At 44.0% G+C, this 24,046-nt stretch carries 22 protein-coding genes; 18 read left to right on the top strand and 4 right to left on the bottom strand.

The genetic code is table 11. The features are described from left to right. The first annotated feature begins 162 nt into the window (after positions 1-162). The 5 genes from A9237_RS21980 to A9237_RS21960 all read left to right on the top strand — a co-directional run bounded on the left by A9237_RS21980 (position 163) and on the right by A9237_RS21960 (position 8,033). Complete coding sequence (locus A9237_RS21980) at positions 163-3,813, top strand: ATP-binding protein (protein WP_045414817.1); 3,651 nt, start codon at positions 163-165, stop codon at positions 3,811-3,813. Continuing rightward, on the top strand, positions 3,806-4,960 hold the full coding sequence (locus tag A9237_RS21975) for an EAL domain-containing response regulator (RefSeq protein WP_078609674.1): 1,155 nt from the start codon (positions 3,806-3,808) through the stop codon (positions 4,958-4,960). Before A9237_RS21980 ends, A9237_RS21975 begins: the two co-directional genes overlap by 8 nt. A gap of 4 nt (positions 4,961-4,964) precedes the next feature. Continuing rightward, positions 4,965-5,564, top strand: coding sequence for a response regulator transcription factor (locus A9237_RS21970; protein ID WP_032802371.1), 600 nt, complete (start codon positions 4,965-4,967; stop codon positions 5,562-5,564). A gap of 11 nt (positions 5,565-5,575) precedes the next feature. After that, complete coding sequence (locus tag A9237_RS21965; protein WP_078609673.1) at positions 5,576-6,937, top strand: GGDEF domain-containing protein; 1,362 nt, start codon at positions 5,576-5,578, stop codon at positions 6,935-6,937. Between the two features lie 208 nt (positions 6,938-7,145). Next, positions 7,146-8,033 carry a LysR family transcriptional regulator gene (locus tag A9237_RS21960; RefSeq protein WP_078610239.1) on the top strand — a complete coding sequence of 296 codons (888 nt, stop codon included), beginning with the start codon at positions 7,146-7,148 and terminating at the stop codon, positions 8,031-8,033. A gap of 21 nt (positions 8,034-8,054) precedes the next feature. Here the strand turns inward: A9237_RS21960 and A9237_RS21955 are convergent, their stop codons facing one another. Further along, a complete protein-coding gene (locus A9237_RS21955; RefSeq protein ID WP_009705265.1) occupies positions 8,055-8,663 on the bottom strand; it encodes a response regulator transcription factor in 609 nt (202 codons plus the stop codon). A 366-nt stretch (positions 8,664-9,029) separates the two neighbouring features. Here A9237_RS21955 and A9237_RS21950 point away from each other — a divergent pair, with 366 nt between their 5' ends. The 3 genes from A9237_RS21950 (at position 9,030) to A9237_RS21940 (ending at position 13,014) form a co-directional block, all read left to right on the top strand. Further along, positions 9,030-10,949 carry a HAMP domain-containing methyl-accepting chemotaxis protein gene (locus A9237_RS21950; protein ID WP_078609672.1) on the top strand — a complete coding sequence of 640 codons (1,920 nt, stop codon included), beginning with the start codon at positions 9,030-9,032 and terminating at the stop codon, positions 10,947-10,949. A 100-nt stretch (positions 10,950-11,049) separates the two neighbouring features. Continuing rightward, entirely contained in the window at positions 11,050-11,772 is a 723-nt protein-coding gene (locus A9237_RS21945; RefSeq protein ID WP_078609671.1) for a nitroreductase family protein, read from the top strand. 261 nt (positions 11,773-12,033) lie between these two features. Then, complete coding sequence (locus A9237_RS21940; RefSeq protein ID WP_005441315.1) at positions 12,034-13,014, top strand: chemotaxis protein; 981 nt, start codon at positions 12,034-12,036, stop codon at positions 13,012-13,014. 44 nt (positions 13,015-13,058) lie between these two features. Here A9237_RS21940 and A9237_RS21935 read toward each other — a convergent pair whose 3' ends face one another. Beyond that, entirely contained in the window at positions 13,059-13,580 is a 522-nt protein-coding gene (locus tag A9237_RS21935) for a type II secretion system protein (protein WP_039988852.1), read from the bottom strand. 353 nt (positions 13,581-13,933) lie between these two features. On the opposite strand from A9237_RS21935, the gene A9237_RS21930 reads away from it, so the two are divergent. The 5 genes from A9237_RS21930 to A9237_RS21910 all read left to right on the top strand — a co-directional run bounded on the left by A9237_RS21930 (position 13,934) and on the right by A9237_RS21910 (position 17,568). Then, entirely contained in the window at positions 13,934-14,656 is a 723-nt protein-coding gene (locus A9237_RS21930) for a sulfite exporter TauE/SafE family protein (RefSeq protein WP_005441319.1), read from the top strand. An 81-nt stretch (positions 14,657-14,737) separates the two neighbouring features. Beyond that, positions 14,738-15,643 carry an EamA family transporter RarD gene (gene rarD, locus A9237_RS21925; protein WP_054823215.1) on the top strand — a complete coding sequence of 302 codons (906 nt, stop codon included), beginning with the start codon at positions 14,738-14,740 and terminating at the stop codon, positions 15,641-15,643. A 105-nt stretch (positions 15,644-15,748) separates the two neighbouring features. After that, the gene (locus A9237_RS21920; RefSeq protein WP_078609670.1) at positions 15,749-16,135 is read left to right on the top strand and encodes an MAPEG family protein; all 387 of its coding nucleotides are present in this window, start codon (positions 15,749-15,751) and stop codon (positions 16,133-16,135) included. Continuing rightward, positions 16,129-16,662: a DNA mismatch repair protein gene (locus A9237_RS21915; RefSeq protein WP_078609669.1), complete on the top strand. Its 534-nt coding sequence runs from the start codon at positions 16,129-16,131 to the stop codon at positions 16,660-16,662. The genes A9237_RS21920 and A9237_RS21915 overlap by 7 nt, the downstream gene beginning before the upstream one ends. Positions 16,663-17,028: 366 nt before the next feature. Continuing rightward, a complete protein-coding gene (locus A9237_RS21910) occupies positions 17,029-17,568 on the top strand; it encodes a phosphatase PAP2 family protein (RefSeq protein WP_078609668.1) in 540 nt (179 codons plus the stop codon). A gap of 75 nt (positions 17,569-17,643) precedes the next feature. On the opposite strand, the gene A9237_RS21905 is transcribed toward A9237_RS21910, so the two are convergent. Further along, complete coding sequence (locus A9237_RS21905; RefSeq protein ID WP_078609667.1) at positions 17,644-19,008, bottom strand: endonuclease/exonuclease/phosphatase family protein; 1,365 nt, start codon at positions 19,006-19,008, stop codon at positions 17,644-17,646. A 368-nt stretch (positions 19,009-19,376) separates the two neighbouring features. Between A9237_RS21905 and A9237_RS21895 the strand changes: the two genes are divergently transcribed. After that, positions 19,377-19,691: a DMT family transporter gene (locus A9237_RS21895; protein WP_078609666.1), complete on the top strand. Its 315-nt coding sequence runs from the start codon at positions 19,377-19,379 to the stop codon at positions 19,689-19,691. 89 nt (positions 19,692-19,780) lie between these two features. On the opposite strand, the gene A9237_RS21890 is transcribed toward A9237_RS21895, so the two are convergent. After that, positions 19,781-20,680 (bottom strand): DMT family transporter, encoded by a 900-nt coding sequence (locus tag A9237_RS21890; RefSeq protein WP_009705275.1) that lies wholly within the window; start codon positions 20,678-20,680, stop codon positions 19,781-19,783. A gap of 150 nt (positions 20,681-20,830) precedes the next feature. Between A9237_RS21890 and A9237_RS21885 the strand changes: the two genes are divergently transcribed. The 4 genes from A9237_RS21885 (at position 20,831) to A9237_RS21870 (ending at position 24,013) form a co-directional block, all read left to right on the top strand. Continuing rightward, positions 20,831-21,283, top strand: coding sequence for an NUDIX hydrolase (locus A9237_RS21885; protein ID WP_061010618.1), 453 nt, complete (start codon positions 20,831-20,833; stop codon positions 21,281-21,283). 17 nt (positions 21,284-21,300) lie between these two features. Then, positions 21,301-21,888, top strand: a complete 588-nt coding sequence (locus tag A9237_RS21880; protein ID WP_078609665.1) for a GNAT family N-acetyltransferase — start codon at positions 21,301-21,303, stop codon at positions 21,886-21,888. Positions 21,889-22,061: 173 nt separating this feature from the next. After that, positions 22,062-22,472 carry a GNAT family N-acetyltransferase gene (locus tag A9237_RS21875; RefSeq protein ID WP_078609664.1) on the top strand — a complete coding sequence of 137 codons (411 nt, stop codon included), beginning with the start codon at positions 22,062-22,064 and terminating at the stop codon, positions 22,470-22,472. A 128-nt stretch (positions 22,473-22,600) separates the two neighbouring features. Next, entirely contained in the window at positions 22,601-24,013 is a 1,413-nt protein-coding gene (locus A9237_RS21870) for a coniferyl aldehyde dehydrogenase (protein WP_078609663.1), read from the top strand. The last annotated feature ends 33 nt before the right edge of the window (positions 24,014-24,046 follow it).

The following is a 24,046-nucleotide window of genomic DNA, read 5'->3' as shown; positions in this document are numbered from 1 at the left end:
GCAAATGTGTTGTAGTCCAAGGTGGATAATTTTGTAAGAATGTCCTGACGAAATCGAATAAACTCTTTTAATAACAGTGATATAAAAACATTTCTCAAACTGTCGAAGTTTGACATTTAAGCTGTGCAAATTAGTCTGACCTCCCAAGTTGTGGAAGTCGTTATGTTCAGCATTCTAAGAAAAACCGTTGTATTTTTTGCCGCATTCATCGGAATTGCGTCTTCAAACTATTCTCTCGCTACGGAAGAACCAACTGATGCCGTTGTGGTTGGCGTGATCGCACAAAAGTCCGATGACCCTAACGCCGGTATCAAGGTGAACGCCTTCTATGGTATTAACCTAGAGTACCTGACGAACATTGCGAAGGTTCTCAATCTCAAGCTTGTTCTGCGCTCTTATGACAACATTCCCGATATCCTCAATGATATTGAAAGTGGCAAGATTGACGGGGCCGTTGGTTTTAGTAAAACCCCTGAGCGTGAAGCCCGATTCATTTTCTCTGAACCTTTCTTCTCTAGCACCGTCGCTGTTTGGTATCGCGAAAACAGTTACTACAAACGCGACCCTCGAGAACTGCAATGGGTATGCGTGGTAGGGACCGTATATTGTGAGTTCCTGAAAGACATGGGCGCAACCAAAGTTCGCGAAGTTCAAACACGTGCTAAAGCATTTGAAGAGGTGAGAACTGGCCGTGCAAATGCGCTGATCTCAACCTATGTCGCGATCAACCAATATCTAGATCAGAACGACATTGTGAATGGTTCGGTTGATATCCCAAGTTGGTTAAACGAGGAGGATGTGAGTTTTATTACCTCTAAGGAAAACCAAGCGCTTGTCGATAGAATTGATCGCATTTTAAGTTGGGAGCGCAATGGTAAAAACATTCGCTCTGTTGCATCGAAAAACCCTTATCACGTCAACGACAAATTGCTGGTCGAATACCGCCGTGATCTCAAGAACAAAGAGACCATCACTTACAGCAGTAGCGAAGAGGCGTTCCCGTTTCTGTTCAGAAATGCGCACACTGGTCGTTTAGATGGCTTCCTACCGGATTTTATTGACCTCATTCAATCTAGGACGGGACTCAAGTTTGAGTATTTAAAACCTAGCAGCAGCTTAAACAGTGGTTTGACTGCATTTAGCGCCGACATTGTTCCTGTCGCCTATGTAGATCATGCGCGTTCTTCAGACTGGCTCATCACCAAACCTTTTATGCACAACAACTTTGTCGCGATTGAAGCGCTCGATGTAGACAGTCATCCGCCTCACGATGCGAAATCGGGCATATTAATGAGCCTAAAAAAACAGGGGTTGGTGAATCTAGATTCATGGAAAGAAGAGCGTTTCACTCGTTACGACGATTTAAAGCAGTTGCTTAGCGATTTGAAATCGGGGGAGATCGATGTCGCCTATGTCCCGGACGACATCGTTCACAGCATGATTGCGCAAGATAATATCGATGGGCTACTTATCAGCGAGAAAGACGTCCTTACGCTTTCTATTGCTTTTGCTGTAGCAAACCACAACACCAAGTTAAAGAAGATCCTCGACAGCATCATCGACACGATCGATGCCAAAGAGATAGACAAACTCAACCGTACATACCGTAACTTCAACTTGGTCTATGGATACGACGAAGAGCATATCTTTACCATCGTTCTGTTTGTCGCGGTAGTGTTCGTCATCTTACTTGCCATTGTTTACTTCGTTCTGGCTCATCTTAAGTTAAAAGTGAATCTGGCGGAGCTCAACGCGACCAACGAAGAAAAAGAAAAACAGTGGCTGATGGAGATAATACAAGAGATCAACAGCATTGTTTTTATCCACGGTGAAGATAATCAGATCCAAATGAGCAACTGTTCTTTGTACCGCAATAATCGCTGTAAAGGCTGTACGATTCAAAGCCGAAAAGGGGCGAAACCGCTGGTGGATAACGTACGCGAACTGCGCCAAGTGATTGCAGGAAAGCGTATATCCGATACGACGGCATCTAATGCTTGTAAGCTCGGTATTCAACATGTTTATCGAGAGCGCAAATCCATTCTTTCACCGAGCAGCAAGAAGAAGTTCGTTTTAACCGTTTTACAAGATATCACCGAGCAGAAAGAGCGAGAGTTTGCGCTCATTGATGCCCAAGAGAAGGCACAAACAGCGGTTCGAGCGCGAGAAAACTTTTTGGCGACGATGAGCCACGAATTGAGAACTCCGCTGTCTGCGGCACACGGCTTGCTTGACTTGTTGACCCGTCAGACTAATCGCGAGTCTAGTAAAGAACTCATCACCCAAGCGATGCGTTCTCTTAATCACTTGAACCTACTGGTGGATGAGGTTCTTGATTACTCCAAGCTTGAAGCGGGTCAATTAAAAGTCACACCGACCAAAACCAATGTGGTGACCACACTCAGTGATGTTGTACGTAGCTTCGAGCCAAAAGCCGTAAGCAAAGGTTTGGATTACCGTGTGACTTTCAAACCGTTTGTGAATCCTTGGTTGAAAGTTGATGCCGTGCGTTTGGTTCAGATCACCACAAACTTATTATCTAACGCGGTGAAGTTTACCACCGATGGTGAAATCAGCGTCAGCGTTGCAATGAATGAAGGACAGTTGATCCTCAAGATTGCAGACACAGGCATCGGCATGACGGAGACACAGCTTGATGGCATTCTCCAACCATTCGTGCAAGCCGATGACACGATCACACGTAAGTACGGTGGTACTGGGCTGGGCTTGAGTATTGTTGACCGTCTTGTGGAATGCATGGGCGGGGATCTCTGCATCGATTCCCAATTCGGCCTAGGCACGACAATGGTGGTGAAGCTACCAGTGATTTTCTGTGAAGCTGAACCGCAAGCGGCCATTCGTTATACCTTCTCACCAACCTTACCTGCGAACGTGCGTGATTGGTGTCTAGTCTGGGGAATGGAGTCTACGGATGTAGCGCCATGCTTGGCGGGTAAGTTTTCATCTCAAGGCAAATTCCAAGGTCTCAATTTGGTGTGTGGAGAGAACCGCGAATGTGAGCTTTCTCCTTCTGATGCCAAGTACCCCGACACACTTTTGGCGCTGTTAACACAAGATTGTTCATTGAAGCCAAAGCAAACTAAAAAACTCAGTGATGTGTATTGGAAGCACGGTTCTGTTTTGGTCGCAGAAGACAATCCGATTAACCAAAGCGTAATTACGATGCAACTGCGAGAGCTTGGCATTGAGCCTGTGATCGTCAGTAACGGACTAGAAGCTTGGCAATACGTTAACCGTGACGATCAAGTGATCTTAGTGCTGACCGATTTCCATATGCCAGAGATGGATGGCTTTGAGCTAGTGAAGAAGCTTAAAGCAACACCAGAGCACGCTTCGATCCCTGTAATTGGCGTGACAGCAGAGGATTCTCGCTTAGCCAATGAGCGAGCCAAAAATATCGGGATTGATGACATCTTATACAAGCCGTATGACTTAGAAAAACTCAAGTCGAAGCTGCTGCCTTACCTTGGTCAAGAAAAAGAGGCGAAATGGCCTGAGTGGATCGAGAAGTTCAGAAAGCAAGATGCGCATGAGATTGCGAATGTGTTTAAGAGTTCGATGACACAAGACGTTTCCAACTTAAAACAAGCAGAAAGCAAGCTAGAGAAGAAACGCATTATCCACGGCATTAAGGGAGCGCTCGGTGCCATTGGCGTTAGCATTTTAGCCGAACTGTGTGTTGAAGCAGAGCAGGCGAGCGACGCTGACTTTGAATCACATGTCACTGGCCTTATTGACCGAATCGAACAAGAAATCAACCTCGCAGAACATTGGATAAAAGCTCATGAATAAACCACTTAACGCGATGGTGATTGATGACCATCCACTGCAAATTACGCTGTTAAAGCAAATGTTGCTGCGTCACGACGTGGACGTTGCGTCATTTGATAACGTCGACAAAGCCATTGCACACGCAAAATCGACGATTATCGACATTATCTTTTGTGATCTGCAAATGCCAAACAAAGATGGCATCGACATGATGGAAATGCTTAACCAGATTGGCTATCGCGGCAAAGTCGTGCTGGTCAGTGCGATGGAACTGACAATCGTCACTGCTGTACGCGCCATGTGCGAGACGTTCAGTTTTGAAGTACTGGGTAAGTTACTTAAACCCTACGATGAAAGCCAAGTAGTCGAAATGCTGAGAAGATCGGGGCTTGAACCGGTTAAAAATACACATTTCCAACAGAATATCTGCGTTCAAGACCAAGAGTTTTTGTTCGCATTGGCTGAGGGTAAAGTCAAAAACTATTACCAACCTTTAGCAGATGCCAACTCCGGCGAGATTGTCGGTTATGAGGCGCTTGCTCGTTGGTTTCATCCGATTTACGGCGTGCTTGCTCCACATAATTTCCTTTCGATCGTGGAACGTTGTCATTTATCAGCAGAGTTATTTGATGCAGTGTTTAGTAACGCGTTATACGACATGAAAAATCGCGGGCTCAAGCAACATGTGTCGCTCAATGTCGATCATGACAACTTAGAAGATGCGGAATTTGCGAACCAATTTATCGCCCGTTGTCAGGAGCATGGCATCAGTCCAGACCGATTTACGATAGAGATAACAGAGCGAGACACGTTTCAAACCAGTCCAGCGCTCTATAAGAACCTACTTAAATTTCGAATGAATGGAGTGACGATCAGTATTGATGATTTCGGTACCGGATCATCCTCGTTAGAAAAGCTTGCTCAACTGCCTTTCAACGAGCTGAAAATCGACCGTTCATTCGTTCAAGGGTTAATTCATGACCCGAAAAAGAAAAACATAGTGTTAGCGATATGCGCACTAGCAAAAAGCTTAAACATTAGCGTCGTCGCAGAGGGGGTGGAAGACGAGGTGACGCTAGAGGCCATGCGCCAATATACCGTTGATGTGTGCCAAGGCTATTACATCGATAAACCTATGCCATTAGAAGCAATAACGATATTGAATTAAAAGAATGATGAATAAAATGAACTGCTTGATCTTTGATGATCACCCACTGGTTTGCATTGCAATTAAATCCTTGGTCGAAAGCCTAGGCATTGCAAATGAAGTTATGACGGCAACAAGCTCAAAAGACGCACTAAAAACACTGAAAGAATCGGATATCGGTCTGCTCATTTTGGATGTGAATCTCGCGGACTGTGATGGGTACGATTTTTATAAGCGTATTAAATCTCACGGTTTTAGTGGCAAGGTCATCTTCTTCTCTGCTGAGACCAGCCACATGTATAGTCAAATGGCGTTTCGCTCGGGCGCTGATGGTTATGTGTGTAAGTCCGAAAACCATGAAATTTTGAAAGATGCGATAGAAGCCGTAGCGAAAGGGTACTCCTTCTTCAAATTCAAACAAACGGTCGAAGAACATCGAAATGTACCGACGCTATCCAGCCGTGAAAGCGCCGTTATGAAGTTGCTATTGCAAGGGAAGAGTAACCGAGATATCGCGGACGTCCTGTCTATCAGTGACAAGACCGTTAGCACCTACAAGCGACGCGTTCTGGATAAGTTCAATGTAAAAAACATCGTTGAACTGGCAAAAGTTGTGAGCACTTAACAGGAGAAAGGATGAATTTAAAAAACATCTATTTGTCTTTTTTCTTTGCCACGCTTTTGTTTACAACCTCAATGACCATGATTGGCGCAATGCTGATTTCTCATGAGGTGAAACAATTTAAGATCTACACTCAGGGAATTTCTAAGACCAAGCAGAAGGTAACCTTGCTTGGTCTGCTCATGGAATCTGAATTAGCTCGTTACGAGGGGAAAACGGCAAAGGAAATTGGAGAGCTTACGGAGTTTAGCTTCCAAGATGCAGTTTATGCGCTTGAAGCGGGAAGTGAGCTAGATTATGTGGAATCTGTCGCGCGTAAAGTTTTACATGAAGCCGAAGGCTACCTATCAAACGTTTATGAACGAATTGACGTGGTGCTTTACTTTCGTTCCTATACCGCTAACAAGTTTATTCTTGAAAATCCAATCGAAGAGCTCGAGAACTTAGCAGCACCATTTGATGTTGATTGGTGTAAAGAGACTAACTCGTGCGTTTTGGCGGCATGGAAAGATCAATTAGCCGATCGGATTTTGATTTCACAGCCGTTTAAAACCACTTATTCGGACAGTAGGGCATTCAGTGTCATTAGCCCTGTGTATTACCAAGGACAGATTGTTGGAGAGTTTGGGGAACAGATATTTCTTGATTCTCTGAGAGCGGAGGGTAAAGCACTCACGGTAGACATTAATAATGGCAACAAGCACGTTGTGGTCTATTTCCCGCATTACCCGTGGCCAGATTTTGCTTACACGCAGACCTATGTTGCGGATAACAATAACCTCATCGTTTATAAGTATCCGTTTAGTAAAATACTGATCGATTTTGGGTTCTTGTACCTCATTATGTTCGCAGTGATATTTGGTTATTACTCCAAAGCGCAGGAATCCAAAGAGAGTAAGATTCAGCTAGCAAATGCCATTAGCGATGCAACCAAAGACGAGCTCACCGGGTTGTTTAATCGTAAGGTCTTTAAAGAGCAGGCGTTCAAGAACAAGATTAAAATGACCACTTTCACTGTCATTGCGATTGATGGCGATAGAGTAAAACGTATCAACGATAAATACGGCCACCATGTTGGTGACGAGGTTATCTCGATAATTGCGGATGCGATGAAAAAAGTCTTCAGAGCGACGGATTATCTGATTCGGACTGGTGGTGATGAGTTTATCGCGATTCTTCCTGATTGCAGCGAGAGCAAATCGCTAATGCTGGCCAAGAAACTGCGTTCAGTGGTGAAGGAGAACCGTTTAAAGAGCTTAGATATCGACGTTAGCGTAAGTACTGGTATCGCCATGAGCACCGAGCACGAGACGTTGAACGATGTCATCATGCGTGCTGACGAGGATTTGTACGAGTGTAAGCGCAGGCGATGCTAAATTGAGACAGTGTCTTATGTCTGCAAATCGTGGTAAATGACTTAAATGTCAGTAAGCAGCGATATAAGAGTTTGATAAACTTGACCAAAACGTGACTTTGGTCTTCTATAGTAAAGCAGCCTATACAAAGGCTGCTTTCTTTGTATTTGGCTGAAGGTAATTATAAAAATCACAATTTTAATCTTTGATTCTATTTGGTAACCGCGCTGTGAATAAAGATCTAGACCTAAACCTCCTCAAAATACTGGTGCTGCTAGAACGACATCGCCAACTTAAGCCTGTTGCGAAAGCGCTAGGTAAAAGCGAAGCATCTATCAGTAAATACCTCACTCGTTTGCGAACACAACTGGAAGATGAGCTTTTCATTCGTCACGCTCATCACTTTGAACCGACAGACTATTTGAAGCGAAAGCTACCAGAAATCACAGATGCTCTCGACCAACTTGAGTCTTGTCTCGTAAGGCGAGAGTTTGATCCTCTGTCTTATGACAAGAGCATCACTATCTGCTTACCGCAATCTGCTCAACAATCTTTTGGTGACTTGCTTTTAGGTGACTTAATGGATTTGTTTCCCAATGCCTACGTTAATGTGGCAAGCAGTACCGACAATACGATTGACGATATTCTTGAAGACAAAGTAGACATGCAACTGCACTATTTTAATGAAGAATACCCAAAATCCATTCATCAGCAGTTTATCGGTTACGCGCCAGCCGTGATTGTCGTGCCTGAAGAACTGGGTATTACCAATTTAGAAAAAGCGTGTGAGCTTAAGTTCATTTTGCTTGAGCTCGCAGGTTGGAAGGATAGGGAGCAAGTCACCAAGCGAGCGCTTGAGCAGGGCGGATTGAATATTGATCGGGTTGCGACTATCGGAAATATCACCAGCTTACTCAAGGTGATCAGAACAAGGGCCGCAGCGACAATTTTGCTGGAGTATCAAAAACCGATTGATGGTTTTCATTTTATTCCTGTACCTGAAACCTTCTATCCTGAAGGGCGCCCAAAAGTGGTGGTACAAATGAAGCAAACTCATCGCTACAACTCGATGCACCAGCTATTAACTGATGCTATCGCGAGATACGTAATTACCTAACCTGACTGCGTTAAAGCGAAACTAACAACAAAGACTGCCACACTCTTCTTGAGGAAGGGTGTTGAGAAGTTCTACGACAGACTCAGCATGATACTTCTTCAAAATTCGAGTTTTGTACGTACTGATGGTCTTAGCACTCAGTGACAGTTGCTCAGATATCTTCTTATTTGAGTAACCCTGGGCAAGGTAGTGGAACACCATTGCTTCACGATTAGATAAAGTGACGTTACCCGATGATTGGTTATGCGTCGCTTTAAACATCGAATATCCACGAGTCACACTGACGATGGCATCCATAATGGTGGCTTTCGCTTCATTCTTATTTAAAAAGCCGTGTGCACCCATTTCAAATGCGGCTTTAGACAAACTTGAATAATCACGAGAAGAAATAAACAAGATTTTGCCTTGGTAGCCCGTCGCTAATATGTTCTTAGCCAAGCGCATGCCGTCTCGATCACCTAGCACGACGTCTAAAATAACCAAATCTACAGGTTGGTTACGAATGATTTCCATAACTTCAGCGCTGTCTGTTGACTCCACGACGTTAACAGATTGGAAAGCGGTTTGAACAAGAGAAGCGAGTGCTTCGCTATATAACGGTTGGTCGTCGATAATAAGAACGTTATTCATATTTGTGCCTCACCTTATATTTCAATTTACTTGCCGCTTCCTTTCAGCACTTATTTAACGAGGTAGGATTGTAGGAAAAATCCGTGAGGAGTGGGTGAAAATGACAATTTCATTATTTGAAAAGGTGTGTCTCGAATATGAGAAAGTGTCACGCTAAAAATAATAGAATCAATTAGATAGCACGTGAAAGAATGACGGTCTTACATTGACGTATCAATCTTTGTTTCTCGTCGGAAAAAGCTGACATTCTAAAATAAACTCAATGATAACAATTAGATAGGTTGTTTCACTTTGATTGGCCAGTTTGCACCTGAATCCGTGGGTTTTTAGTATTTCATTCTTGCTGTTCTCACGGAGTTAGGCGGAATGCTAAACAAGATTAAAAAAATAAAACATAAGTTTTACCTGATTTTAAGTGCCGTTATTTTGGTGCTATTTGCAATCACCGCGGTTGGTATTGTTACCACCAAACACATCAACAATAATTTTATTCATTTTCAAACCATCAATACCACTGCGTTTGAAGCAACCGAAATCGAAACGAACCTTTTGACCGCTCGAACCAATGCATTGACGTATCGGACGAATCGCGACCCACAATTTTTCTCTCAATCTATGGAAGCGTTAAAATTCGCCCATCAAGAAGCCCAAAAGCAGGCTGAAAATGCCTTCGATCCAGAGCGTAAAACTCGATTTGAAAAAGTGACTTCTGAATTGGTTCGCTACATGGACAATCTAAATGACGTTTCTCGCTTAATGAAAGAGCGAGATCTAAAGGTTGCCGAACTTGTCTCTTTTCAAAAGCAAGTGGAATCAAAGTTAGAAAAACGTCTTTCAGAAGCGACCGATGTAACGCAATATCGTGCAGAGCTTGCTGATGCCGCCTTGGTGTTTAAAGCGCTAACACAAGAAGCTACAGAATACCTATTGACCAATAATGAGGGAGACTATCAGAAGTTTGAATCAAAGCTCGACGAGTGGAAATTGTATTTGACGCAACTTGGTTATGTTAATCAAGAGCAGTTAAATGCACTAACGGAAAGCTTTGCGAGTTCCTTGTCTCAGGTGGCTGTGTTAATTCGAGAAAGAAATGCTCGATGGGACGTGTTAAAGGAGATTGGTTTTGATATTTCAGAACAAATCAACGGTATTAAAACAGATGCCGTCAATGACCAGAACGTACTAAAAGAAGAGATACAACAGACTACTGAAGAAGCCACGATTAACGTAGCATTAGCGCTGTTCATCGGACTTCCGGCTTTGTCTTTGCTGTGCGTGTTTATATCCCGCGATATTACCAACAATGTCTTGTTCGCAAAGCAAGTGGCAGAGAAGTTGAGCCGCGGTGAAATCTCTGCAGAGCAGCAACAAGTGAAGGGGAGTGATGAGGTGGCAGAAATGCTTGATGCCTTACATCACATGGAAGAGCAGTTGTATAAAACCGTTTCTGAAGTTATTTCATGCAGTGATCTTCTTGCTTCCGCTTCCGAAGAGTTATCAGCCGTAAACTCTGAGATATTAAGTAATGCACAATCGCAACAAATGGAAACCGACCAAGTCGCGACAGCGGTTAACGAGATGACGGTAGCGATCGCTGAAGTTGCACAGAATGCGAATGGCGCGTCTCGTGAGGCCGAAGTGGCGTCGGAGGTGTCTGAGCAGGGGCAAGTTGTCATGCAAAGTGCGACTGAGCAAGTAGGTGGATTAGCAAGTCAAATGGGCACTATGAGCCAGAAAGTTGCGACATTGTCCAATGGTACGGCCGAAGTCGCAGACATCACCCAAGTCATCCAAACCATCGCAGAGCAAACCAACTTACTTGCATTAAACGCAGCGATTGAGGCTGCAAGGGCTGGTGACCAAGGACGTGGATTTGCAGTCGTTGCGGATGAAGTGCGTCAGTTGGCTCAAGAAACTCAAAAAGCAGTAGAGAAAATTGGAGATCGAATTCATACGTTGCAGCAGAACACGACCCAAGTGGTAGATTCCATCGATGCAGGACAGCGAATGCTTGAGGAGACGGTTCATCAATCTGCATCTGCGAACGATGCCTTTATTAGTATCTCTACCAATATTGAACAAACGAATGCTCTGAACACACAAATTGCAGCGGCAACAGAAGAGCAGAGTGCGACAGCGGAAATGATCAACCAAAGTGTCGTATCGGTAAGAGACCAAGTCGATCAGACGGTTAACATGATTCAAGACAGCAATCAGGCCGCAGACGAATTGGCAAGAATGTCGATTAACCTTTCAGACCAAATACGTTTTTTCAAACTTCAATAATAAGACGGCCAGACACGATTTTGTGTCTGGCTTTGTATTTGCGCTTGCAGGTGAGGTGTGAATCAGTAAGATCGCGTTTTTCCGATTTTTTGAGTCCGTTATGAACCAACCTTCTTTTGAATCTATTGTTCAATCTCGCCGTTCAGTCAGAAAGTACGACGCGAGCGCTGAGTTTAACCATGATGATGTTGCTAAGGCCCTTGAGCTAACCACATTAAGTCCTAACAGCAGCAACATGCAGATGTGGGAATTCCATCGTGTGATCTCAGAAGATAAAAAAGCAGCACTTGCTGAGCTTTGTATGGGACAAAACGCCGCTAAGACAGCCAACGAATTGGTGGTGTTTGTTGCCACGACTCATAACTGGAAAGAGCGCGCAAAGCGCAACGCAGAGACTGTGCGCCAAGCTTTTGAAGGCCGTGACGACGCTGCGGCCAAGCGCGCTCTAAAGTACTACGAAAAACTCATCCCGATGGTTTATAACAACGATGCATTTGGTGTTCGTGGAGTCGTTCGTAAGCTCTACAGCTGGTGGTTGGGGCTTAATAAACCTATGGTGCGTGAGGTGAGTAAAGCGGATGTTCGCGTATGCTTGCACAAAAGTGTTTCTCTTGCAGCCATGACCTTTATGTATGCCATGAGAGAGAAGGGCTACGACACTTGCCCGATGGAAGGATTTGATTCTAAACGTGTGAAAGCTTTGCTTGGCTTACGTGACAGTGACCAAATCACCATGGTCATCAGCTGCGGTGTTCGCACGGAAGAAGGTGTATACGGTGAGCGTCACCGAGTTTCGAATGAGTCGGTTATTAAAACACACTAATAAATCGCTAAACTTTTTCTATTTGCTGCCGCTATCTAAACAGACGTCTTTTCTATATCGAACTCATGACTGAGTTTTGTTCAAAAATGAGACGAAATTTCATCATTTGATATAGAAGTGTGCGGTCAGCATCCTTTTGATTATTTACAAATTCTGTCTCAAAGACTACAAAAGGACTCTTGGATTTTTACGCCTGTGAAGTGATTCTCTGTGGCATTGCATCAAGCCTTTTCTTGATGCGTATTTTGGATAATTGGGTTTATGAGTAACGTAACCAGTACTATTCTGACTGAAAGTGGCACCAATGAGCTTGAAATCATTGAGTTCCATCTAGAAAAACAATTGCCAGATGGCAGCACAAAAACATGTTATTACGGTATTAACGTCGCTAAAGTGCGTGAAGTGATTCGCGTGCCGGAGACTACTGATTATCCGAATGCACAACCTCATATGATAGGCGTATTCTCGTCGCGTGAAGTGTTAACGCCATTGGTTGACCTTGCTGGTTGGCTTGGTGTTCCTACGCGTCGTGATCTTGAACGTAAGTTTGTTATTGTTACCGACTTCAACAAGATGACGAATGGCTTCTTGATCGACAGTATTTCGCGTATCCACCGTATTTCGTGGAACGATGTTGAATCTCCAAGCCAATTCTTAGAAGCGGGGGAACAAGACTGCGTTGTTGCGGTAGTTCGTAAAGATGGCAATCTGATCATGATCTTAGACTTCGAGAAGATCATTGCAGACATCAACCCAGAACTGAGTATGGAAAAGTACGATGTGACGGGCGATAAGTCGGTTGATCTGAACCAACGTATGGTCGGTAAGCGTAACGCAAAAACCATCATGGTTGTGGATGACTCTGCGTTTATTCGTTCATTGATTCAAGATACATTGGCTTCTGCGGGTTATAACGTGATCACCTGCAAAGATGGTGGCGAAGCGTATGAAAAACTTATGAGCTTGATCGAAGTAGCGAAAGAAGAAAACTTGCCAGTTCGTGAGTTACTCGATGCCGTTGTTACCGACGTAGAAATGCCTCGTATGGATGGTATGCACTTAGTGAAACGACTACGTGATACGGAAGCCTACAGCCAAACACCAATCGTGATGTTCTCCTCTTTGATGAGTGAAGACAACCGTGCGAAAGCGTTATCTCTTGGTGCGAATGACACCATCACGAAGCCAGAGATCGGGCGTATGGTGAACATGATGGATAAGCACGTATTTAGTTTCGCGTAACTTTCTACAGATATAAAAAAGGCTGCCGATTGGCAGCCTTTTTATTATGAACAGTGATTGATTTTTAACGTGTATGTTTCATTTTCGTTTTGTGGAGCGGCATATAATATGTTGCAGTGGTTTTCATTTGAGTTGGAGTCACCTCGAACAGTGACAGACATAAATTTTTTATCCTCTGTCCTCTTAATCTGCCAGTCAGTATCACCATACTGATGATCTAACTCTGGAACAATCAGAGTTAACCCCGTTTCATCAGTATCAGGATAGCCGTAGCGAAATGCACAGCGCTTTGTACCGCCAATGTCACATCCATCAAACGGAAGGTTGAAATTAGGTGTATTTGGTTCAAAGTTGGACACATAACCATCTTCCAATCCCGCTATCGCCATTTTCCCATATCCAATTCCTAGACCTGAAGCGATTGCACCTTTCATACCTTCTAAACGAGCTTCGCGAGCATCGTCTTGAATGTTTAAAAAGCGTGGCGCGGCAGTGACAGCAAGGATGCCGAGAATTACGATAACAACAACAAGCTCAATTAAAGTAAAACCTGATTTTCTTTTCATAAACCATCTTTAAGTTAGGTTGATACGATAGTCTAATGTTTATGTATTTTATGGTGCTATAGACTACTAAAGTTCATCTTTGGTGAATTTTATTGGCGTATTCACTCTAAATAGAGTGTGATTATAGTTCCATATTTTTGTTCTTGATAGCATTCGTTTTATAAATGTTATGACAGGGCACCACTGATTTTGTAAGTCGCAAAATGTGAGACTTAAGAACTCAGATATTGAAACATTTTGATTGTGTTTTTAATGGCTTTGGTGAATCCTACGCGGGGTGAGAGTGAGGTATTGATAGGTGGTGTGTATTCAATCAACTCTCTAATAATTAATTAAAATATAAGATCATATCGATGGATTTCGATTCAACTAATTTGCTTGCAATGGGGCTGATTTTCCTTGGCTCTTATGTTCAAACCGCCATTGGTTTTGGCCTCGCTATTGTGGCTGCGCCATTACTGATTCTTTGGGCGCCTGAATATGTACCCGCACCAATCTGCTTGGTTGCTCTGTTTATTTCATTAATGAACGCAATGAAGCACCGCAGCAGTGTTGAAATTGGTGGCCTAAAAATGGCTTTGATTGGTCGTGTGCCAGGCTCGCTAGCGGGTGGGGCGCTGTTATTCTTTGTTTCCACTGAAGCACTCACACTTTGGATCGGTTTTCTCGTACTGTTTGCCGTAGCAGTGAGCGTACTTCCATTCCGTATTGAGCCAACACCAGGACGCATGACGTTCGCAGGTTTCTTTTCTGGCCTGTTTGGTACCAGCTCTGCGATTGGTGGTCCACCGATGGCTTTGTTATTGCAACATCAAGAAGCGAATCAGTTACGCGGTAACCTATCTGCATTCTTCGTATTTAGCTCTATTATCTCTTTGATAGTTCAGATTCCCGTTGGTTTCTTTAATCTTCATCATTTGGTGATCACGTTGCCATTGTTACCAGCTGCTGCATTTGGTTACTGGTTAGCAATCAAAACGACACAATCATTGCCGAAAGAAAAGATTCGCTTTGGCGCACTTACGCTGTGTTTTGTTAGTGGTATTACCGCCGTGGTTCAAGGTCTAGCACTGTAAAGTTAAGTCATCGTTTCAAATTCGCTTTACAAAAGCACTTTGCTCTATAGAATCGCGTCACTTTTTATTTGTGAGTTAGTTATGAACAGCAATCGTTACGGCAACTTTATGGCTGCATTGTCCTTTGTCATTTGGGGACTGTTGCCAATTTACTATCGCTTTTTACCAAACGCATCGATGGATGAACTGCTTGCGCTGCGTATTATTGGTTCAGTGCCTGTAGGTTTTGTTCTCGTTCTGGCGATTACGCGTCACATGCCAAAATGGTCTGCGATCTGGCAGGATAAAAAATCGCTTTGGTACACGTTTGTTGCCAGTAGCTTAATGTGCATTTCTTGGGTGGCATTCACTTGGGCGTTAACGAACAACCGTGTAATTGATGCGAGCTTGGGCTTCTTTATTGGCCCATTAATCTCCGTTGCACTCGGCGTGTTTGTGTTGGGCGATAAGCTTTCAAAAGGGCAGTTCATTGCGATTCTTCTGGCGACCATCGGCGTGTTATATCAAGTTATCCAGTACGGTCAATTACCACTGGTCGCTCTGACAATGGGGATATTCTTCTCTCTTTATGGTCTGTTTAAGAAGAAGATTAACTTTGATTGGAGCACGACGCTGTTTATTGAAGCGGTAGTGCTGACGCCAATCGCACTCGCTTATTTAATCGTAAAACAAGTGACAGTGGGCGAGTTGGCCTCTACCGTGGATATGACCACCTTTATGCTCTACTTGGGCAGTGCGCCTGTGACACTTTTGCCGCTGATTTTCTATTCGATTGCGATTCGTATCACCAATTTATCGACGGTGGGGTTGATGCAGTACATTGAGCCAAGCTTGCAGTTTGTACTGGCTGTCGTGTTCTTTGGTGAGATGTTCGACAGCGTTAAAGCGGTGACTTTTGCCTTTATTTGGGTGGGTCTTCTGTTCACGATCTTCGAGGGCATCGCTAAGCTATCAAAAAGAAAAAAGCTTGCTGACCACTCAATTTAGCCAATTCCTTCTTTAGTTTCATAGGGCTAGCTTATATTTAATATATAGTTAGCCCTTAGTTTTCGTTATTAGAATGCTATCGCAATATCTAAAGAAGGAAGATTTATGATCACCGCTCTCTACGCATCCATTCTCGCTTTACTGCTCATCTGGCTCGCTTTTCAAGTCATCAAACAACGTCGAAGCAACAAAATCGCCTACGCTGACGGTGGCGTTGAAGCGCTTCAAATCACCCGAAGTGCCCAAAGCAACGCAAGTGAATACATTCCTATTACTCTGATTCTAATGGCGCTCGTCGAATACAATGGTGCATCAGTTTGGATGATTCATCTTGCTGGTGTTGCGTTCGTCATTGGGCGCATCATTCATGCTCGCGGAATATTAGGTGAAGACTTAAAAGGGCGCGTGACCGGGATGAAGTTCACCTTCTTTACTATGATTGGTTTAGTGGTGCTGAACTTAATCTACTTACCTTACGGTAATTTATGGTAAAAAACGCGACTTACTTACCGCCGGCGTGGCTACTGGTTCTTATCGGATTGGTGCTAAATATTGCGGCGATCGTACTGACGAGCGTGGTGCTCGATAAACTAGGAAAAGAAACCAGTTTGTTGGCCGATCAAAAGGCCGACAACTTGTACTCCATTCAATTGGCGTGGAACAGTGTAGAAACGCTTGAGAGAAAGCGAGAAGTGTTGCTACTGCATCTCCATTTGTCCCAAAGCGAAGCGGTGTCTGAAGAGATGAATCAAGTCCTACAAGGACACCTTTCTGCATGGACAGGGGAGAAGGTTAGCGACATTGAGAGCACCCAACTGCCCAACCTTATGTCTGAAATCAACCAAGCTCAAGCTAACTATCGGAACCGCATCGACAGTTACTACCTAGAAAACCTTGAGGTAACTGAAGTTATGTCGAGTTTGGAAGAAAAGATTGCATGGTACAAAAGCATTGGACTGTTTTTGCAAGTTTTTGGTTTAGCTTTGATTTTAGCGCGAGACCTTGCCCGTAAACCTTAATGGCCAATGTAACTTGTTTGCCATTTGCAAAAGACTGTTTGCAATATGCATATGATTTTATCTCGTAAGAACGATTATTCGTTCAAATTAAGTGCAAATGGTTAAATAACAATCGGTTTGACTGCATCAGAAAGTTGGCATGCCTAATGCTTTATTTATAGCGACCCTTTTAAGCCGAGGGTCACCTAGCCAACTGACGTTGTTAGTGAACCCAATTGTTCACACGTATATACAGCCAATCACATCTCTTGTGGTTGGCTTTTTTTTCACAATCAATTCACGTTTTAATTGTTACAGTTTCCAGTCGAACAATGGCGATGGCTGTGGTAGTTTTCGCGCGCATATAAATTCTAATTGGTTGTATTAATGAAGAAAGTTGTACGTTTAGTTGGTGCTGTCTCTATTTTTGGCGCTCAATCAGCAAACGCGATGAGTGAAAAAGATTGGGACGTGCTTACCGATATCGGTGCTTATGGTTTGGTTGCAACGGCTGCCGCAGTACCTGCATATAAAGGGGACTGGGAAGGTTTTTGGCAAGCCGGTTTCAGTATTGGCGCTGCGTCAGGAATTGGTTTGATTGGTAAAACGACTATCGATGCGGAGCGCCCAGACAAAAGTGGTAATGACAGTTTCCCTTCTAACCATACGGCTAACGCTTTTGCTTCGGCGACAAACCTCTATTTACGCTATGGTTGGGAAGCGGGCTTACCTGCTTATGGGGTCGCGACCTTAGTTGGTGTCGGTCGAGTTGAGGCGAAGAAACACTATTGGCGCGATGTACTTGCTGGCGCCGCTTTAGGAACCTTGACCGCATACGTCTTCACTGACGCTTATGATGAAAATGTTCAGCTTGTTCCTTGGGTAACGAGCGAAGATATGGGCGTATCACTTACATACCGCTGGTAGCTTGTCCGTTGAAAAACAAAAAGCCTCGGCATAAACCGAGGCTTTGTTGTATCTGAATGTTAGCGTGTTCGCGTTTTAGAACTGAGCTTTAATCCAGATCATGCGGTGGTCAGAAGAAACATCTTTACCATTACCGTATTTACCAATGCGGTCATCGTTAAACAGTTTACGACCTTCTTCGTATGATGCAGCCCAGTAAACGCCAGAATCAACCACGTTTAGGTTTGCTGAAGGCATTGCATAGTCAACACCTAGACCGAACGTCGAAGTGATGCGGTTAGGGATTGGGTGAGTAGAACTGCTATCTACTGCGTGTTCTGCAGCACCGAAGCTAGTTGGGTAAAGCTCACCGTTCATCACTTCTTGGTTTACTAGTGGATCATTATGGAATGCTTGCATGATGTCACTAAAGCCGTCGCCATCTAATGGATCAAGGTTTTGGTCACCCATCATGACGAATTTCGCACCTTCTGTCAGACCACCTTTGTTGCCAGCGTCATCGTAGAAGTACTCTTTGCCTTGTACATAGTGATGCCAGAACTCAACTTCAGCTCCGTTTTGAACTTTGTTCTTGCCTGGATCGAATACTGGTGGAGTAGGGTGAGACATCAATAGGTGAACAACTTCGTCACCTTTCTCTGTCGGAATGATAATTGGTGCATCTACGTGGTTTTTAGATGACAGGCGAACGACGTCCCACTCTTCAGCAGTGTACCAATCGTCACCACACTTCATGCCATCTGGAATGGTTTGTGAGCCGTCACAGATCGTGATTTTAGGGATTTCTGCGCCTTCCATGTCTTTCCATTTGAACTCTTGGAAAGTACGAGTGTTTTCTGTGTCGATCTCGTATTTAGACATCAACGCGAAAGCGTATTGGCCGTGGTAGAAGCCAAAGCCCCAAGCATCGCCAGGAAGCTGGCCAGCTGTGCCGTTGTTATCTAGGTCAAGACCACTGTTTAGGCCTGTGTTTGTTGAGTAAGACTCGGCGTAAGGGTACTCGATTGGCTCTAAGTTTGCTTCACCACCTGCACCGTCAAGACTTTGCGCAACAGATAGGTAGTTGTTTTGGAAACCTTCCAAAGCAACCATATCTTCACCAGTACCGTCGTTGTTGTATTCCGCCATCATAAGAACGTCAGGACGGTTCTTCTGAATGATTGCAGCAACGTTACGGATCTGAATGACTTTCTCAGCCATTGTTTTGTCTTCATCCGCGATGCTGCCATCAAGGTAAGCGGTGACAAGCTCAGTTTGTTTTGCTGGCTCTACCTGCATTTCAGCGACAAGGTCTTCAAAAGTACTGCGATCAAAAGAGAGGTTATAAGTGGCGATCTTTACTTCTTTAGGTTGAACATCTACGTATTCAGTGTCGTCATTACAGCCAGTTAAAAGCGCTGCACCAACAAGGAGAGCAAGAGGAGCTTTGATGTATTTCATGGGTATGTCATACCTTATAATTGGATTCGCGCAAATACTAAAGTTATCAGTAGCTTTTGTAAGCGATCTAGGTCACACAAACGATTGCGTAGTTACACGTTTGCTTAACTTTTGTGTGATTAATGCAATAAACGCATCATTTTCAACAGCAGAAGGTTATATTCAAACTGTTAAATAATGATGTCTATTTTATTTAATGTAATTGGATTTATATTTCATATTAATCAGTTTGGATAGATTTTGTTCGTTACTCATCTGAGTTTTAGTAGTGGGAAATTTTTCTTTATACTAGGCGTCTAACAGAAGTGAGGACGACCTCACCGCTCTTTTCTTTCTCGGGGACGACCCCAATCGTTAGGAATCTCTCAATGGCTTGGGCAATTCTTTTTCTTGCAGGTCTATGCGAAGTTGCATGGGCGGTCGGGCTCAAATACACCGAAGGTTTTAGTAAGCTTGGACCATCTGTATTCACTATTGGATTTATGGGGTTGAGCTTTTGGTTACTGGGTATCGCGCTAAGAACGTTACCGCTAGGCGTTGCTTATGGAGTTTGGGTAGGTATTGGTGCGATAGGTACCGCAATTGCCAGTATCTATTTATTTAATGAGCCGGCCACACTAATCAAGCTAATCAGTTTACTGCTCATTGTTGCGGGTATCGCGGGTTTGAAGTTCGCAGCTTAGCGTTACAAATACAGCCAAAAGAAAAGCCAGAGTGATGCTCTGGCTTTATTGTTTTTCGATCAAACGAAACGTAATTAGAAGCGCGATTGCTATCGTTTTATAAACGGCAACTTAAGATGTTGACCAAATACGTTGATCAGCGCGCCTGTTACGATTAATGCGCCGCCTAAGTATGTCCACGCCGAAGGTAATTCACCAAAGAAGACGATGCCCAAAACGACAGAGAAAATGATCTGTACATAAGAGTAGGCCGATGCTTTTCCTGCTTCTTGTGTTTGCATTGCTTTCGTGAGGCCCAGTTGTCCTATTTGCGTAAAGACGCCGACCAAAACGAGCATCATCGTCAGATACAAATCTGGCATGACGAATTGATCACCAATCAAAAGAATCGATGCAGGCAGCGCCACCAACGGGAAGTAAAAAATGATCACCGAGCTGTCTTCGGTCTGACTTAACTTACGTACGATTACGTACGCGATGGAGCTACCAAAAGCACCTAAGATGGCGATCATCACACTGAACATGGGTAAAGCATGTTCGGCGTCTGGGCCGGTTTCTGGCCTCACCATCACGTATACCCCAAGCAAACACAGAGCGATACATATAAACGTCGAAGACTGGATACGTTCTTTAAGGAAGAAAACCGCAAGTAAGGCAGTAAACACAGGGTGGATGTACTGGAAAATGGTCGCTTCAGCTAGTGGTAGCGTTGTAACGGAATAGTACACACACATCAACGCCATGGTGCCTACAGCGCCTCGCGCGAAAAGGAGAGGTTTATTATTACCCCAAACCGAAATGCCTTTGCGTTTTACATCAAGATAGCTGATCACCAAGGAGACCAGTGCCCTTGCTGCTACGATTTCAAATACTGGAATGCCGTGCAAGCTAACATGTTTTACGGTGGCAGACATCAGTGCAAAGCCAAAAGCGGACAGCACCATAAAGCGCACGCCAATGGGAATCATCGAATTGATTGAGTTAGGCATCTTACTGCTCGTTTATTGAGAGAGATCGCACTTTAGCATACTAGACTGGTAAAAAGATCAGCACCTTGTGATTAAGACTCCTGATCTTTATGAAGCAAGGTAGACTGTCTCGTTCAGATATAAAAACAATAAATACATAAGGAGAAAGGGATGATTCCTATTCAAGCAACGCATGTGTCTGGTGTGGTGATTTCCGAATTCGACGGCATAAAGAAAATGCTGTTGTTAGAGAGAGTCAAAGGTGGTTATTGGTGTCATGTCGCTGGTGGTGTGGAAGAGGGCGAAACTGGCTGGCAAACCATCGTACGAGAGCTTAAGGAAGAGACACAAATCGAAGATGTAGAGCTCCATAGCGCAGATTTTCTAGAACAGTTTTATGAGGCACACAAGAATCGAATCATGGTCATTCCTTGTTTTGTCTTGTTCTGTAAACCGAATCAAACGGTAGCGCTAAATCACGAACATACTGATTATCGTTGGTGTACATTAGAAGAAGCCAAACAGCTCGCACCATTTGCCAATCAACATCAACTATACGAGCATGTATGGAAGCACTATGTTGAAAGCAAACCTTCACCATTCACAGTGATTAAACAAAAGTAGGTTAACGAGTTCTCCAGATGTACCAAGGATATGAAAAACACCAATTGCGACAAATCACAGAGCGCATATCTATTGAGCCTTTATTGACGAAGCATGCGACGCCTTTGCTTGCTGCGGTGAATAAGAGCCGTGAACACTTGTCACAATATTTGCCTTGGACGGATTGGGTGACGAATCGCAGAGAAGCCGTCGCTTATATATCTCAACGTATTAACTCTAACGCGTTTGAGGCGTATTGGTTTGCCATTCGCCTCGATCAGAACTTTGTTGGTGTGCTCGGTATGAAAGGCGTGAACCAAGAAACGGGTATGGCGGAAGTGGGATATTGGCTTGCCGAACAGGGGCGTGGTCATCGCATTATTGATCACGTTTTATCTGTTCTATTGCCATTGGTTCGTGAGCGAGGGCAGACAAGTGCGATTCAATTCCATTGTATGGAAGGCAATGTTCCGAGTATCAAGATTGCAGAGCGAGCAGGGGCGGTATTAAAGGAATACATAGACCATGATTTTGAAATGCTCGACTCTCGTCAGAGGTTAGGAGTTTATGAGTTGGTATTTGAAGCACACCCAAGGACGAGCCATTCGCTAGAAGAGCGTGCATAACCGCAACAAATTTGAGCCTACTGGAAAAGGAGCGTGATGGTTGTAAATTGTTCGATTTAAGCCTTTGTCACAAATTACAAACTGCATTCAGGTTTTAGTGATAAGAAACTTATCATGTTCGAAAAGATAATCCATTATTGCAGCGATGAATGAGTACTCATTGGTATTTAGAGATGGAAATTGCAATTAACCGGATCACGTGGCAGCAAGCCATGCCTATCCGACACCAAGTATTATGGCCTAACAAGCCTGTGGAACATTGCCACGTAGAGGGTGATGAAGAAGCAGAGCATTATGGTGCGTTTGTTGATGACGTTTTAGTCGGCGTTGCGTCGATATACCTTGACGACAATCAAGCTCGGCTGCGTAAGTTCGCCATATTACCTGACTATCAAGGGCAAGGTATTGGCTCTTCAATGGTTCGCTATATTTTGGTGAACTTGAAGCTATCTCCTGTCGAGTATTTTTGGTGTGATGCAAGAGAATCGGCGCTCATCTTTTACGAACGTTTTGGAATGCATGCAGAAGGTGAACGTTTTTACAAATCGGAAGTGCCGTATTTTAAAATGAAGCTTGCGCTCTAATGAACAGAAATCTGAGTTTCAACTCTAACTTCCTAACCTCTTAAATAGTCACAATGTTGCACCTATGTTAAGTTTAAATCGTACATAAGTGCGACATTGCCAGTTGTCAGGGGTACAAGGAGAAAATCATGAATGCGATCGTAGACGTCGAAGTTGGTCAACTGCTGCAACAAAAGTTAGATAAGCTCAAAGCCGGATACAACACGGATCCTTATCCGAGCTTGGATTCGAGAAAGCAAAAGCTGACTCTCCTTAAACAAACCATCTTAAATAACCAGCAAGACTTGGTGGAAGCGTTAAGCGCCGATTTCGGTTATCGCTCTGAATTTGATACGGCAATGACGGATGTATTGCCGACGGTTGCCCAAATCAATTACACCCTAAAACGCCTTAATAAATGGTGTAAGCCAAGTCGTCGTCATGCAGGTTTGTTGCTTGCTCCTTCAAAAGTCACCGTTGAATATCAACCGGTTGGCGTGGTTGGCATCATTTCGCCTTGGAACTTCCCAGTCATTCTCAGTTTATCGCCATTAGTGACCGCGCTTGCAGCTGGTAACCGAGTGATGATGAAACTCTCTGAATTCACCCCTATGACCAACAAAGTGATTTCTGAGATTTGCCGAGCGTTACCTGAAGATGTTGAAGTCGTAGAGGGCGAAGCGGAAGTTGCTCAAGCATTCAGTAAATTGCCGTTTGATCATCTGCTGTTTACAGGATCAACCAACGTTGGTCGCGCGGTTGCTCGTGCTGCTGCTGAGAACTTAACCCCAATTACGTTGGAGCTCGGAGGTAAGTCACCGGTGATCGTGGCAGATGACGCTAACTTGAACAAAGCAGTTGATGCGATTCTATTTGGTAAATGCATCAATGCTGGACAAATCTGTGTTGCGCCAGATTATGCCTTTGTACCAGAGGGAAGAATCAACGAATTTGTCGCGCTGTTTCTACAACGTTTTGAAGCGCTGTACCTCAAAGGCCAAAACGACCAAGGCTTTACTCATATCATCAATCAGCGCCAGTACGACCGCTTAAAAGCAGTATTGGAAGATGCCAAAGCCAAGGGCGCAGACATACATACCGTATCCGAGACGAGCGTAGAAGGCCGACTACTATATCCGCACCTAGTGACCAATGTTTCGGAAGAGATGACCATTATGCAGGAAGAGATTTTTGGTCCTCTTATGCCAATCAAGTCTTACCGTGAGATCCAGGAGGCCATCGACTACATCAACCAGAATCAACGCCCACTTGCGCTTTACATCATGTCAGAAGATAAGAGTGTTATTGAGCATATTACCCGTAATACCCACAGTGGCGGTGTTGGGGTGAATGACACCATCTTACACGTTGGTGCGGAAGACGCGCCATTTGGTGGTATTGGCGAATCTGGTATCGGCCACTACCATGGCGAGGAAGGTTTTAGAACCTTTAGCCACGCCAAAACTGTTCTAAATACACCAACGTGGTTACCCCGTGTAGGTATGTTGATGGAACGACGTGGCATGGCAATCAAAGCATTGCAAAAGTTCTTTATGCGTTAACGCTACTGACATTGGGACACCCAAGAATAAGAA

It is taken from the genome of Vibrio owensii (assembly GCF_002021755.1).
In the GTDB taxonomy this organism is placed as follows: domain Bacteria; phylum Pseudomonadota; class Gammaproteobacteria; order Enterobacterales; family Vibrionaceae; genus Vibrio; species Vibrio owensii.
Note: the sequence above shows the minus strand (reverse complement) of the source record. Positions and strands in the feature narration are given on the sequence as shown.

What these genes read in the sequence shown, in the direction of transcription:
- A9237_RS21940 (WP_005441315.1), top strand. Translation starts at nt 12,034, where the DNA reads ATGAGTAACGTAACCAGTACTATTCTGACTGAAAGTGGCACCAATGAG.
- A9237_RS21945 (WP_078609671.1), top strand. Translation starts at nt 11,050, where the DNA reads ATGAACCAACCTTCTTTTGAATCTATTGTTCAATCTCGCCGTTCAGTC.
- A9237_RS21870 (WP_078609663.1), top strand. Translation starts at nt 22,601, where the DNA reads ATGAATGCGATCGTAGACGTCGAAGTTGGTCAACTGCTGCAACAAAAG.
- A9237_RS21890 (WP_009705275.1), bottom strand. Translation starts at nt 20,680, where the DNA reads ATGCCTAACTCAATCAATTCGATGATTCCCATTGGCGTGCGCTTTATG.
- A9237_RS21915 (WP_078609669.1), top strand. Translation starts at nt 16,129, where the DNA reads ATGGTAAAAAACGCGACTTACTTACCGCCGGCGTGGCTACTGGTTCTT.
- A9237_RS21950 (WP_078609672.1), top strand. Translation starts at nt 9,030, where the DNA reads ATGCTAAACAAGATTAAAAAAATAAAACATAAGTTTTACCTGATTTTA.
- A9237_RS21885 (WP_061010618.1), top strand. Translation starts at nt 20,831, where the DNA reads ATGATTCCTATTCAAGCAACGCATGTGTCTGGTGTGGTGATTTCCGAA.
- A9237_RS21905 (WP_078609667.1), bottom strand. Translation starts at nt 19,008, where the DNA reads ATGAAATACATCAAAGCTCCTCTTGCTCTCCTTGTTGGTGCAGCGCTT.
- A9237_RS21935 (WP_039988852.1), bottom strand. Translation starts at nt 13,580, where the DNA reads ATGAAAAGAAAATCAGGTTTTACTTTAATTGAGCTTGTTGTTGTTATC.
- A9237_RS21895 (WP_078609666.1), top strand. Translation starts at nt 19,377, where the DNA reads ATGGCTTGGGCAATTCTTTTTCTTGCAGGTCTATGCGAAGTTGCATGG.
- A9237_RS21875 (WP_078609664.1), top strand. Translation starts at nt 22,062, where the DNA reads ATGGAAATTGCAATTAACCGGATCACGTGGCAGCAAGCCATGCCTATC.
- A9237_RS21910 (WP_078609668.1), top strand. Translation starts at nt 17,029, where the DNA reads ATGAAGAAAGTTGTACGTTTAGTTGGTGCTGTCTCTATTTTTGGCGCT.
- A9237_RS21930 (WP_005441319.1), top strand. Translation starts at nt 13,934, where the DNA reads ATGGATTTCGATTCAACTAATTTGCTTGCAATGGGGCTGATTTTCCTT.
- A9237_RS21920 (WP_078609670.1), top strand. Translation starts at nt 15,749, where the DNA reads ATGATCACCGCTCTCTACGCATCCATTCTCGCTTTACTGCTCATCTGG.
- A9237_RS21955 (WP_009705265.1), bottom strand. Translation starts at nt 8,663, where the DNA reads ATGAATAACGTTCTTATTATCGACGACCAACCGTTATATAGCGAAGCA.
- A9237_RS21980 (WP_045414817.1), top strand. Translation starts at nt 163, where the DNA reads ATGTTCAGCATTCTAAGAAAAACCGTTGTATTTTTTGCCGCATTCATC.
- A9237_RS21880 (WP_078609665.1), top strand. Translation starts at nt 21,301, where the DNA reads ATGTACCAAGGATATGAAAAACACCAATTGCGACAAATCACAGAGCGC.
- A9237_RS21975 (WP_078609674.1), top strand. Translation starts at nt 3,806, where the DNA reads ATGAATAAACCACTTAACGCGATGGTGATTGATGACCATCCACTGCAA.
- rarD (WP_054823215.1), top strand. Translation starts at nt 14,738, where the DNA reads ATGAACAGCAATCGTTACGGCAACTTTATGGCTGCATTGTCCTTTGTC.
- A9237_RS21970 (WP_032802371.1), top strand. Translation starts at nt 4,965, where the DNA reads ATGATGAATAAAATGAACTGCTTGATCTTTGATGATCACCCACTGGTT.
- A9237_RS21965 (WP_078609673.1), top strand. Translation starts at nt 5,576, where the DNA reads ATGAATTTAAAAAACATCTATTTGTCTTTTTTCTTTGCCACGCTTTTG.